Source organism: Oxalicibacterium faecigallinarum, assembly GCF_014635705.1.
Lineage (GTDB): Bacteria > Pseudomonadota > Gammaproteobacteria > Burkholderiales > Burkholderiaceae_D > Oxalicibacterium > Oxalicibacterium faecigallinarum.
On sequence record NZ_BMDI01000001.1, the window covers coordinates 2,046,642 to 2,057,881 of the forward strand.

11 protein-coding genes and 1 riboswitch are annotated in these 11,240 nt (G+C 56.3%); of the genes, 6 read left to right on the forward strand and 5 right to left on the reverse strand.

Annotated elements, in window-relative coordinates; genetic code table 11:
• Nucleotides 1–199: 199 nt before the first annotated feature.
• Genes IEV29_RS09840 through IEV29_RS09850 form a run of 3 tightly spaced genes read left to right on the forward strand, consistent with a single transcriptional unit; the run spans nucleotide 200 to nucleotide 3,906 of the window.
• The gene (locus IEV29_RS09840; protein ID WP_188381005.1) at nucleotides 200–2,419 is read left to right on the forward strand and encodes a cyanophycin metabolism-associated ABC transporter; all 2,220 of its coding nucleotides are present in this window, start codon (nucleotides 200–202) and stop codon (nucleotides 2,417–2,419) included.
• Nucleotides 2,416–2,877, forward strand: a complete 462-nt coding sequence (locus IEV29_RS09845; RefSeq protein ID WP_188381006.1) for a cyanophycin metabolism-associated DUF1854 family protein — start codon at nucleotides 2,416–2,418, stop codon at nucleotides 2,875–2,877. The genes IEV29_RS09840 and IEV29_RS09845 overlap by 4 nt, the downstream gene beginning before the upstream one ends.
• Nucleotides 2,878–2,937: 60 nt before the next feature.
• Nucleotides 2,938–3,906: an NAD(P)H-dependent flavin oxidoreductase gene (locus IEV29_RS09850; RefSeq protein WP_188381007.1), complete on the forward strand. Its 969-nt coding sequence runs from the start codon at nucleotides 2,938–2,940 to the stop codon at nucleotides 3,904–3,906.
• Between the two features lie 19 nt (nucleotides 3,907–3,925).
• Here the strand turns inward: IEV29_RS09850 and IEV29_RS09855 are convergent, their stop codons facing one another.
• Nucleotides 3,926–4,501: a TMEM165/GDT1 family protein gene (locus IEV29_RS09855; protein WP_188381148.1), complete on the reverse strand. Its 576-nt coding sequence runs from the start codon at nucleotides 4,499–4,501 to the stop codon at nucleotides 3,926–3,928.
• A gap of 18 nt (nucleotides 4,502–4,519) precedes the next feature.
• Nucleotides 4,520–4,692: riboswitch (yybP-ykoY riboswitch) on the reverse strand.
• Nucleotides 4,693–4,878: 186 nt separating this feature from the next.
• On the opposite strand from IEV29_RS09855, the gene IEV29_RS09860 reads away from it, so the two are divergent.
• Entirely contained in the window at nucleotides 4,879–5,226 is a 348-nt protein-coding gene (locus tag IEV29_RS09860) for a hypothetical protein (RefSeq protein ID WP_188381008.1), read from the forward strand.
• A 57-nt stretch (nucleotides 5,227–5,283) separates the two neighbouring features.
• Here IEV29_RS09860 and IEV29_RS09865 read toward each other — a convergent pair whose 3' ends face one another.
• The 3 genes from IEV29_RS09865 to IEV29_RS09875 all read right to left on the reverse strand — a co-directional run bounded on the left by IEV29_RS09865 (nucleotide 5,284) and on the right by IEV29_RS09875 (nucleotide 8,263).
• The gene (locus tag IEV29_RS09865) at nucleotides 5,284–6,075 is read right to left on the reverse strand and encodes a phytanoyl-CoA dioxygenase family protein (protein ID WP_229726304.1); all 792 of its coding nucleotides are present in this window, start codon (nucleotides 6,073–6,075) and stop codon (nucleotides 5,284–5,286) included.
• 76 nt (nucleotides 6,076–6,151) lie between these two features.
• The gene (locus tag IEV29_RS09870; RefSeq protein WP_188381009.1) at nucleotides 6,152–7,627 is read right to left on the reverse strand and encodes a sensor domain-containing diguanylate cyclase; all 1,476 of its coding nucleotides are present in this window, start codon (nucleotides 7,625–7,627) and stop codon (nucleotides 6,152–6,154) included.
• A gap of 156 nt (nucleotides 7,628–7,783) precedes the next feature.
• Entirely contained in the window at nucleotides 7,784–8,263 is a 480-nt protein-coding gene (locus tag IEV29_RS09875; protein WP_188381010.1) for a 2,4'-dihydroxyacetophenone dioxygenase family protein, read from the reverse strand.
• A 164-nt stretch (nucleotides 8,264–8,427) separates the two neighbouring features.
• On the opposite strand from IEV29_RS09875, the gene IEV29_RS09880 reads away from it, so the two are divergent.
• Nucleotides 8,428–9,261, forward strand: a complete 834-nt coding sequence (locus tag IEV29_RS09880) for an aldo/keto reductase (RefSeq protein WP_188381011.1) — start codon at nucleotides 8,428–8,430, stop codon at nucleotides 9,259–9,261.
• A gap of 42 nt (nucleotides 9,262–9,303) precedes the next feature.
• On the opposite strand, the gene IEV29_RS09885 is transcribed toward IEV29_RS09880, so the two are convergent.
• Entirely contained in the window at nucleotides 9,304–9,909 is a 606-nt protein-coding gene (locus IEV29_RS09885; RefSeq protein WP_188381012.1) for an IMPACT family protein, read from the reverse strand.
• Nucleotides 9,910–10,155: 246 nt separating this feature from the next.
• Between IEV29_RS09885 and IEV29_RS09890 the strand changes: the two genes are divergently transcribed.
• On the forward strand, nucleotides 10,156–11,240 hold a 1,085-nt coding region (locus IEV29_RS09890; protein WP_188381013.1), incomplete at its 3' end, for an MCP four helix bundle domain-containing protein.

An 11,240-nucleotide genomic window follows, 5' to 3' on the forward strand; every position in this document is an offset into this window, starting at 1 on the left:
TTTTAACGTTTATAAGTGAGGCCACAGAAAATGCGGCTTCTCAGGTGTGCAATAACGCACAGACGAGCCATTGGTTTACATGTTTACGGAATATTTTTGAGTGTGGCGAAATGGCTGCAACAAGTGCAAAACCTGGGGCTATACTGGCCGCCATTTTTGCTAGAACGGGCATGTCTGCCCCAAGGAAAACAGTCTTTCCATGAATACTGCCTCTGCGCCGCTACCGTCTGTCTCCTCGCTTGCGCTTGCCCCGGATGAAACGGTGCTGGCGCGGCTGACGCTCGATCTTGATGGCAACCTGCGCTTCGTCCGGGGCGAAGTTGTGCTGACCAGTCAGCGCCTGTTTGGTCGCACGGGAAATGATGCTTTGTGGCAACAATGGGCGTTGCAGCCCGATTTCTCGTTGCGCCATCATGACCACGCCGGTGTTGGCACGCTGGAATTGCATGACAGCTCGGCAAAACTGGCAAATTGGCGATATACCCTCGGCCACAATCCGGAAGCCCTATTGCTGATCACCCAGTTTGAAAAGCGGCAGGCAGCGCTTGCGGGCAATGCCGTCGATTCGGAAGAACAGGACGACAAGGACGAGGACGAAGCCGACTTCATCAGCAATGTCGAAGAACAGTCGCCGTCCACCGCATCGTTGTTTCGACTATGGCGTTTTGCCAAGCCATATCGCGGCCAGTTGCTGCTTGGATTTATTCTGACGCTGGCATCGACAGCCGCCACGCTGGTGCCGCCGTACATGACGATGCCGCTGATGGATAACGTGCTGATCCCGTATCAGAACGGTGCGCCGCTGGATATGGAGCTGGTGTCGCTTTATCTCGGTGGCTTGTTCATTGCTGCGTTGGTGGCATGGGGCCTGGGCTGGGCCAAGACCTACATCCTTGCACTGGTATCGGAGCGCATTGGCGCCGATTTGCGCACGACGACGTACGAGCATTTGCTGCGTCTGTCACTGCAATACTTTGGTGGTAAGCGTACCGGCGATCTGATGACGCGTATTGGTTCAGAAACCGATCGCATCTGCGTCTTCCTCTCGCTGCATCTGCTGGATTTCTTCACCGACATCCTGATGATCGCGATGACGGCAGCAATTCTCGTCTCGATCAATCCGTGGCTGGCGCTCGTCACATTGCTGCCGCTGCCGTTTATCGCATGGATGATTCATGTCGTGCGAGACAAGCTGCGCAATGGGTTTGAAAAGATCGACCGCATCTGGTCGCAAGTGACCAATGTGCTGGCCGACACGATTCCCGGTATTCGTGTGGTCAAGGCGTTTGCGCAAGAGAAGCGCGAAGCCGCACGTTTTCGCGATGCCAACCAGCACAACCTGCTGGTCAATGACCGTGTCAACAAGGTGTGGTCGCTATTCACGCCGACCGTTACCTTCCTCACCGAAATCGGTTTGCTGGTGGTGTGGGCGTTCGGTATCTGGCAAGTCTCGCGCGGCAGCATCACCGTTGGTGTGCTGACGGCTTTTCTCGCCTACATCAGCCGTTTCTACACGCGTCTCGATTCGATGAGCCGCATCGTCTCGGTCACGCAAAAAGCCGCGACCGGCGCCAAGCGTATCTTCGATATCCTGGATCACGTGTCGTCGGTGCCGGAGCCGGCCAATCCGGTAAAGATGAAAAAGGTCGAAGGACGCATCACGATGCGCGATATCGGTTTCCGTTATGGCAACCGTGCCGTGATTCGCGGGCTTGATCTCGATATCAGGCCGGGCGAGATGATCGGTCTGGTCGGTCACAGCGGCTCGGGCAAGAGCACGCTGGTCAATCTGATCTGCCGTTTCTACGATATCTCGCAAGGCAGCATCATGGTCGATGGCGTTGATATCCGTGCCATTTCGATTCCCGAATATCGTCGCAACATCGGTCTGGTATTGCAGGAGCCGTTCCTGTTCTTCGGCACCATCGCCGACAACATTGCCTATGGCAAACCGGATGCCACGCGTGCCGAAATCATTGCTGCCGCACGCGCTGCCAACGCCCATGAATTCATCCTGCGTCTGCCGCACGGTTACGATTCGATGGTCGGTGAGCGTGGTCAGACCTTGTCGGGCGGCGAACGTCAGCGCATTTCGATTGCACGTGCCTTGCTGATCGATCCGCACATTCTGATTCTCGACGAAGCGACATCGGCGGTCGATACCACGACCGAGCGCGAGATTCAGAAGGCGCTCGACAATCTGGTCAAGGGGCGCACCACGATCGCCATTGCGCATCGCCTGTCCACTTTGCGCCGTGCCGATCGCATCGTCGTCATGGATCGCGGTCACATCGTCGAGATTGGTTCGCATGACGAACTGCTCGAACGTCAGGGCGCCTATTACATCTTGTACCAAGCCCAGCAGCGTCAGGCCGCCGAAGCCGAACTGCTTGGTATTCCGAAAGGAGACGAAGCATGATGCCGTTCACCTTGCGCCGTGATGCATTCGGCAAACTGCTTTGCGAGATCGATGGACAAGTGCATGAAGGCGTGGTGCCGGTGCGTGCATTTCCGATTGCGGCACCCGAAGAAGGGATTGCACTGGTCGGTCAGGAAGGCCATGAACTGGTCTGGCTTGAACGTCTGGATGATGCCTCGCTCGACGCACAGCAACTGATCCGCGAAGAGCTTGCAAGCCGGGAGTTTCTGCCCGAGATCAGCAGCATCAAACGTGTGTCGGCCTTTGCTACGCCAAGTACGTGGGAAGTTGCCACCAATCGCGGCGATGCGACGCTGATTTTGAAAGGTGAAGAAGACATTCGTCGTATCGGCGATGCCTCGCTGCTGATCGCCGATGCGCATGGTGTGCAATACTTGATCCGCGATCTGTTCAAGCTGGATAAGCCGAGCCGCAAGATGCTCGACCGCTTCCTGTAATCATCGTCACTGTCGATGTTCTCTCCGGCGTGATAATGGACAACGCCGAGGAGACCATCGATGTCGCATACCCTTCCAGCCGTTCTGCAAAATCTGGCGCTGCCTGTCATTGCGGCGCCCATGTTCATTGCCAGCGGCCCCGAGCTTGTGCTGGCGCAATGCAAGGCAGGCATTGTTGGTTCTTTTCCTGCACTGAATGCACGTCCGGCGGCGACGCTGGATATCTGGCTGACCGATATTCAGACCGAGTTGGCTGCATACAAGGCGGCACATCCTGATGCGATCGTGGGACCGATTGCGGTCAACCAGATCGTGCATCAATCCAATGAACGCCTTGCGCATGACGTGGAAGTCTGCGTACGGCATCGCGTGCCAATCATCATTTCCTCGTTGCGTGCGCCACCTGCCGACATGCTGGATGCGATTCACAGCTATGGCGGGATTGTGCTGCATGACGTGATCTCGATCCGGCATGCAGAAAAGGCGCTGGAAGCCGGGGTGGATGGCTTGATTCTGGTGGCAACCGGCGCGGGTGGACATGCCGGTACCTTGTCACCATTCGCGCTGGTCGGTGAGGTGCGCAGGTTTTACGATGGACCGTTGATTCTGTCCGGCGCGATCGCGAGTGGCGATGCGATTCTGGCAGCACAGGCGATGGGCGCGGATCTGGCCTATATCGGCTCGCGCTGGCTGGCGACGCCGGAAGCCAATATCGGTGAAGCGTATCGGCAGGGTTTGGTGGATGCAGCCGCGGGCGACGTAATCTACAGCAATCTGTTTACGGGAGTGCACGGCAACTACCTGCGCCAGTCGATCGTCAATGCGGGACTCGATCCCGACAATCTGCCGACGGCAGATAAATCCAGGCTCGATTTCGGTTCGGGCGGCAACACCGGCGCCAAGGCCTGGCGGGATATCTGGGGTGCGGGGCAGGGCGTCGGTTTGATCGACGCCATCGAGCCGGTGGCCGATATCGTCGATCGTTTCAAGCGTGAATATGCCGCAGCCAGGGCGCGTATTGCGCTCTGACCACGACAATGAAGGGGCTTTAGAAGCCGAAGCGTGCGCCTGCACCCAACAAGGTTGCAACGCCTAGAACCGCAAAGATTGCAGCGGCAATCCGGTGCACCAGTTTGACGGGCATCTTGCCGGCGATCCTGTCACCCAGATATACCGCCGGCGTGTTGGCCAACATCATGCCGAATGTGGTGCCGGCGACAACCCACAGGAAGGAATCAAAACGCGCCGCCAGTGCTACGGTGGCGATCTGCGTTTTGTCGCCCATTTCTGCGAGAAAGAAGGCGATGAACGTGGTCAGAAACACGCCGAATTTCGCGAGCCTGGCATCGTCTTCGTCCATCTTGTCCGGAATCAGAATCCATCCCGCCATCACAATGAAGGAAATGCCGAGTACCCAGCGCAAGGTTTCCGGACCGAGCATGCTGGTCAGCCAGGTACCAATCGCCGCGGCGAAGGCGTGATTGAACAGTGTCGCCGCCAGAATAGCGAGCGTGATCGGCAAGGGCTTGCGAAATTTTGCTGCAAGGAGAAAAGCGAGGAGCTGAGTTTTGTCGCCGATTTCTGCGAGAGCGACGATGCCAGTAGAGACGAGAAATGCTTCCATGGGGTAAAAACTTTCCGGGCCGGGATTGCGAATACCAAGGATCAAACGGCGACCCCGGCCACTTCCGGTCGCAATTCGATCCATGGTCTCGCCAAGTCTTGCGACCATCTGCACCATGGCCATGTGGGCCAAATGTGTTGATACAGATTTTCCTGGGAGACAGGAAACGGCTACTCCCCAAAGTTCAGACGTGATTCTAGCAGGGTTTGCTTGCGATGATGTGAAGGATGCGTGAGATTCTGTTTTGTTCGGCACCCCACTTTGCCGTGCATGTCTTGGGAAGAATGGGGAATTAAGGCGAGGCAAGAGGTTCTACTATTCACCAGTAGACCAAATGTTCCCTACAGCTTCTCACCCGTTTTATGAAGGAGGATGCAATGAGTGCCAAGGAAAAGAACCCACATCCGCAGGAGCAGACGGCCATGCCGGAAGCGCAGGTGTCGACGGATCGGCATCATGATGACCGTCAGGGCATGACACCGGAAAAGGGCGAGAATAGTTCTTCGCCGCGTCTGCCCCATGAGCATGACGAATCATTTGACAGTCAACGTAGCGGTCCGCGCGACGACATGCGACAGGCACATGACGATATCGAAAGCGGTCAGATTGATACCGATCGCCGCGGCATGCCGGGAGTGGAGGAGGTGCGTCGAGACGATAACGACGCAACGCAGAAATCCCTGCCCGAATCCTCGCGCAAGCCTTCCAGTACACCTAAGGAATAACGGACAGGAAAAAAGCCCTTCAATGAAGGGCTTTTTTGTATCTGCTGCCATCAGCGCCTAATTCGATAAGCGAATGTCGGCCGATGCGGATGAACGTGTGTTGGGCAGCGGCTGATTACTGCAGCCGTGATAGGCAAACGCCACGGATTTCTTGACCATGCTCGACGTGTTGACGCCAGCCGCATGAAATAACAGGCTGTGAAAAAACACGACGTCGCCTTGATGCAGCTCGAGCGCCTGCCCTTGTTCGAAGAGCGCCTGATTCGCAGGATGCTCCGGACGCAGGAACAGCAAGTCATCCAGCTGATCGCGTGGAATCTGCAGACGATGCGAGCCGGGAATAAAGCGCAAGCCGCCGTTGTCAGAGGTTTCTTCTCCAAGCGCCAGCCACACACAGATCAGATCCGGTTGCGTGAAAGACCAGTAGCGAATATCGCGGTGCCAACCGGTTGCCGTGCCGTATTGCGGGTGTTTTGTCATCACGCAGTTGTGATGGGCAAGCGTCAGGCAAACCGGTTCATTGACCAACTGACGCACCTTGTCGACGATGCGCGGATTTTCTGCCCAGTCATGAAAGCAGACGTCACGATGATAGGCGTCACGCAGGCGTCTGACAGTGCGGCCACCTTCGGCTTCCAGCGAGGAGGGGGCGCCAGCGTAACCAAGTTCGGCCTCGAACTCCAGCGGTTGCGCTGCTTCCTGCAATTGTCGGGTGGCGACGGCAAGCATGTGTTCACATGTCGCCTGATCGGCCATGCCGCGAAATACAAGAAAACCATCGCGTGTGAACTGCGCGATTTGCGTTTCAGACAACGCCGTGTTCGACGTCATGGTGGTGTGCAAATTCATGAGATGAAAATGGGCTTCTTGCCCAAAGAATCAAGTGTAGCGCTGTTTCCGTACGATTGCCGGCACACGCCGTTTTTTACATACGCCGGTCTTCGCTATCGCTGAACGACACGGCAACCTGATTGCGGCCCTTGCTCTTGGCTTCGTAGAGTGCCTTGTCGGCACGAGAAAAAAACGCCGGCAAGGATTCGCGCGAAGAGTACTGCGTAATACCAAGACTGATGCTGAGCTTGACGTTTTTGCTATCCAGTACAAAGGTGTGGTCGGCAATCGTCTGGCGCAGCTTCTCGGCCAGAGTATGCGCCTGCTCAAGCGGACAATCTTTGAGCAGAATCAAAAATTCCTCACCACCCCAGCGGGTCACGATATCGCTCTCGCGCAACGCATTACGGGTGATGTCGGCAATCTGCTGCAACACGCGATCGCCAGCCAGGTGGCCGTGTTGGTCGTTGACGTTTTTGAAGAAATCGATGTCGAACAGAATGGCGCACAAGGGTTTGCCACGCCGTTCGGCATCGAGCATGGCCTGGCGAAACACCAGTTCGAACGCCTGCCGATTGAGCAGGCCGGTCAGGGAGTCGGTGCCGGCAATCAGTCGCAGCCGCTGTTGATAGCGGTTCACGGCAAACAGTGTCAGTACGAGAATCAGGATGGAGACAATGGCGCTGATGGCAATGTTCAGCGCAAACACTTTACGCACCGGCAGGACGTCATCGGTGATGTTCTGCTCGACCAGCAGATACCAGTCCAGTTCGGGGATGAAGCGCGAACTCATCAGAACACTTTCGCCGTTGTGGCGGTACTCAAGCTGTGTCGGTCGAACGTCGCGATTGAGAATGCTGCTGGCAATCGAAGCCACGCCAGGCATGTCGGTAATCCGGCCACGCTCTGTCATTGATTTACCGGCCAGCATCACTTTGCCGTCATGATCGGTGAAATAGATATTGCGATGAAAACGCGCCTGATAGCTGTCGATGATGTCGGTCATGGTATCGAGTGTCAGGCCGACGCCCGTCGCACCGATGAAATTGCCGTTGTAGTCCAGCACGCGATGGTTGATGAAGATGGTCATTGCATCGCGATTGGCCATGTCGATATCGACATTGATCTCGTAATCGGTCTTCATCTTGCGTACGCGGAAATACCATTCGTCGCGATGCTCGTCTTCACGCACGGTTTTCAGCAGGCCATCGGCGTAGTAATAATGATCGGTCCGGTCCGACACCATGAAGGCGCTGATCATGCCGTACTTTTCCTTGACCTCTTTCAGATAGCGCGAGATCTGTGTCTGATCGGCCTCGCCTGCAAGAATCCAGTCACGCAGGAAGGTATCACTGGCCATCAGCGATGAAATAAAGGCTGGCCGCAGAATGTCCTTCTGGATTTCGGAATAGATATTGTCACTGGTCAGCGGCAAGGCCTGCTCGACCACGTTCTGACGGATTGTGTCGCGCGAGACAATGTAACTGCCAATAATGGTGGTCAAGAAACCGATGATGAGGAGAATGCTGATCCATGTCAGCAGCCGGGATTTTTCCGATGAAAGGCGCATATTCAGTCAGGTTGGATGACCGTCGCGAACAAAAATGTCCGAAGCATGCGCGGTCCCGGGTTGGATGATCCCGGAATTATAAGGTGCGTATTGCCTGAAGTGTGCCGAAATGGGGCGTTTTGGCGGTTTGCGATGCGGAGCAGCGATCTGGATGCATCAGGATGCAGCATCCAGATTCATGGGTACGTAGTCATGCCCGGCTTCGTTCCATTTTTTGACATGCCATTTCCAGCCTACCCGGCCGGTCAGGTTGCCGGCATCATCGAGTCCTTCGACCGGGCCGTGAAAAACGGCAAACATGACCGCACCGTTCGGACTGACCGGCTGATGCACTGCGCCATCGTGTTCGTACAGATAACAACCTGCATTGAACGGATGTTCCGGGTCGTCGCGATAGTGGAAACCGCCTTCCAGCATGTAGCCTTCAACCGCGCCCACATGGCGATGGATTGGTGCTGCCGCGCCCGCATCAAACTTGATCATCAGCGTAAAACGGCCGCTGGCTGCATCGGCATGCAGCAGTTTGAAGTAGGCGCCGGGCATTGCCCACGGCAGCCAGTCCAGTTGATCCGGATGGCAGGTGCGCAAGGTGCCGGTGTCTGGGACGAGCGGGACAGGGGAAGAAGATGTGGTCATGGTGGTGGCGGTCGCGCATGCAGGCATGAGCAAAAGAACAATTACGTATAATCGAAGATCACTGGCGGCCTTGCAGACCTGCGTTTGATGATCGATGGACGTCATTGTAAGTCAATCGTCGTCCGGCAATGGTCAGCCTCCTGCACGTTTCAGAAAGGATATGCATGCGCACTACAAAACTTCCCTCGGGTGAATCTGTTCCCGTACTTGGTCAAGGTACGTGGTACATGGGCGATCATCCAAGTCGCCGTGCAGCGGAAATTGCGACCTTGCGCGAAGGATTGGACCTCGGCATGACGCTGATCGATACCGCGGAAATGTATGGCGACGGCTTGTCGGAAGAACTGGTTGGCGAAGCCATCCAAGGCCGTCGCGATGAAGTTTTCTTGGTCAGCAAGGTATTGCCAAGCAATGCTTCGCGCAATGGCACGATTGCAGCGTGCGAGCGCAGCCTGCGCCGTTTGGGCACCGATTGCATCGATCTGTACCTCTTGCACTGGCGTGGTCGTACGCCGTTTGCCGAAACGATTGCTGCATTCGAGCAGTTGCAGGATGCCGGCAAGATTAAACGCTGGGGCGTCAGCAATATGGATGTGCGCGACATGCAGGAGCTTGCCCGCGCATCCGGAGGTGAGGCGATGGCTACCAATCAGGTGCTGTACAACCTGACCCGTCGCGGCATTGAGTTCGACTTGCTGCCACAGGCACAGCAACGCGGTTTGCCGTTGATGGCCTATTCGCCGATCGAGCAGGGACGGCTTGCGCATTATCCCGAGGTGCAGGAAATCGCCGATCGTCACTACGCCACACCGGCACAGGTCGCGCTGGCATGGGTGCTGCGTCAGCAAGGCGTGATTGCGATTCCCAAGGCGTCATCCGTTGAGCATGTGCGCGAAAACCATGCTGCGCTCAAACTGGAATTGACGGCAGAGGATCTGGAAGAGCTGGATGCGGCGTTTCCACCGCCGGACGGCCCGGAGCCGCTTGAAATGATCTGATCGCGATCATTGGCGGTACAGGACGACTGCGCGCCGGCCTGGCTATATGGCCTGGTCCGGCGCGTTTTCCTTGATGACCTGCAAATTGCCACGTAGCAGATCGATGGCTTGTGCACACAAGGCATCGGCCTGCCTCACCCTGATGCGGGCCGTGAGTGTCACCGCGTTGGCGTAGGTCGCGTCAAGGATGCTGGCCCCTTCTTGTTCCAGCAGGCGACGCAAGGTGGACTCGTCGGCAAACGACAGCACGAAACGGCGTTCACACATGACTTCCACCGGAATCAGCTCGGCGTCCTTGCTTGCTTCCGAAATCGCCTGACCATACGCGCGTGTCAGGCCTCCCGCGCCCAGTTTGATACCGCCCCAATAGCGCACGACCACGGCCAGTACATTGGAGAGCTGCTTGTGTACGAGCACGTTGTACATGGGTCGCGCCGCCGTGCCGGACGGCTCGCCATCATCGTCGAGGCCGGAGTCGCCTTCGCAGATCAATACCCAGCAAAAATGCACAGCAGCCGGATGCGCGTTGCGTAGCTCGGCGAGAACGCGCATGGCTTCCGCACGCGACGTCACCGGAACAAGATGGCCGATGAAGCGGCTTTTCTTGATTTCGATTTCATGGGTGGCGGGTGCGGCAAGCTGGAACATGGTGACGAAAGAGGGAATCTGTTGCGGCGCACAGCTTAACAGTGTCTGGCGCAGCGCGGGTTGCTACGTGCTTTTCCTCAGTCATACCCCATAAATATGGGATATGTGTTTTGGCGCGTGGGCCCTACGATGCGAATACTTGCCCTCTGGAAACGACCGGGTGTGTTTTCCAGGGTCAGAGTTTCGCGTCACAGTGACGTACATTTTTATACGTCCAACTCCATTTCTCTCCTCCGTAAAAGCATCATGAAAAATCTGAAAATTGGCCAGCGTCTGGCATTGAGCTTCGGCTGCGTCGTCGCCATTCTGATCGTTCTGGCGGTAATCGCCTTCACGCGCATCACCTTGCTCGACGATGGAATTTCTACCTTGATCGACAACCGTTATCCGAAAACGGTGCAAGCGCATACCATCAAAGACTCGCTCAACGAAACCGCACGAAGCATGCGGAATGCATTGCTCATGACCAATCGAGACCAGGTCAGGGCAGAGCTCGATAACATCAATCGCCTGTCGGGCATTATTGGTCCCACTATTGATGCGCTCGACAAAACGATAGCAATCCCGCAGGCACGCACGTACATGAATGGTTTGCTGGAGTCGCGCGCCAAGTTCGTGCCACTGAAGGATCGCTTTGTGACTCTGGTACAGGGCGGGCTTCTTGAAGAAGCTGCCCAGCTCATGTTTGAAGAATTGCGTCCTGCGCAACTCGTCTACATGGAAAATCTCGACAAACTGGTCGGCGTGCAAAGCGATTTGATGATCAAGGCCGGTGAGCAGGCGCATGGAGATGCGGCAAATGCCAAGCAGATGTTGATCGGATTATCGATTGCCGCCGTACTGTTGAGTATCCTGTTCGGTGTTTTTGCGACGCGAAGCATCACGCGACCATTGAACGAGGCCGTGAACCTGGCAGAAAAAGTTGCCAGCGGCGATCTGACCGGCGATATCGTCGTTAATAGCAGGGATGAAACCGGTCAGCTACTGCAGGCCCTCAAGAACATGAACGAAAGCCTGGTACGCATCGTGTCGCAAGTACGAACAGGCACCGACACAATCGCGACCGCCTCGACGCAAATCGCGACCGGCAATCTGGATTTGTCATCCCGTACCGAAGAACAAGCCAGTTCACTGGAAGAAACCGCATCGTCGATGGAAGAGCTGACCTCGACCGTGAAACAGAATGCCGACAATGCAAGGCAGTCCAACCAGCTTGCGATGACCGCGTCGGAAGTCGCCGTGCAGGGTGGCAGCGTGGTGTCGCAAGTGGTGGAAACCATGGGCTCGATCAAGGAATCGGCCAACAAGATCGTCGACATCATCGGCGTCAT

What these genes read in the sequence shown, in the direction of transcription:
- IEV29_RS09870 (WP_188381009.1), bottom strand. Translation starts at nt 7,627, where the DNA reads ATGCGCCTTTCATCGGAAAAATCCCGGCTGCTGACATGGATCAGCATT.
- IEV29_RS09860 (WP_188381008.1), top strand. Translation starts at nt 4,879, where the DNA reads ATGAGTGCCAAGGAAAAGAACCCACATCCGCAGGAGCAGACGGCCATG.
- IEV29_RS09840 (WP_188381005.1), top strand. Translation starts at nt 200, where the DNA reads ATGAATACTGCCTCTGCGCCGCTACCGTCTGTCTCCTCGCTTGCGCTT.
- IEV29_RS09845 (WP_188381006.1), top strand. Translation starts at nt 2,416, where the DNA reads ATGATGCCGTTCACCTTGCGCCGTGATGCATTCGGCAAACTGCTTTGC.
- IEV29_RS09855 (WP_188381148.1), bottom strand. Translation starts at nt 4,501, where the DNA reads ATGGAAGCATTTCTCGTCTCTACTGGCATCGTCGCTCTCGCAGAAATC.
- IEV29_RS09865 (WP_229726304.1), bottom strand. Translation starts at nt 6,075, where the DNA reads ATGAATTTGCACACCACCATGACGTCGAACACGGCGTTGTCTGAAACG.
- IEV29_RS09850 (WP_188381007.1), top strand. Translation starts at nt 2,938, where the DNA reads ATGTCGCATACCCTTCCAGCCGTTCTGCAAAATCTGGCGCTGCCTGTC.
- IEV29_RS09880 (WP_188381011.1), top strand. Translation starts at nt 8,428, where the DNA reads ATGCGCACTACAAAACTTCCCTCGGGTGAATCTGTTCCCGTACTTGGT.
- IEV29_RS09875 (WP_188381010.1), bottom strand. Translation starts at nt 8,263, where the DNA reads ATGACCACATCTTCTTCCCCTGTCCCGCTCGTCCCAGACACCGGCACC.
- IEV29_RS09885 (WP_188381012.1), bottom strand. Translation starts at nt 9,909, where the DNA reads ATGTTCCAGCTTGCCGCACCCGCCACCCATGAAATCGAAATCAAGAAA.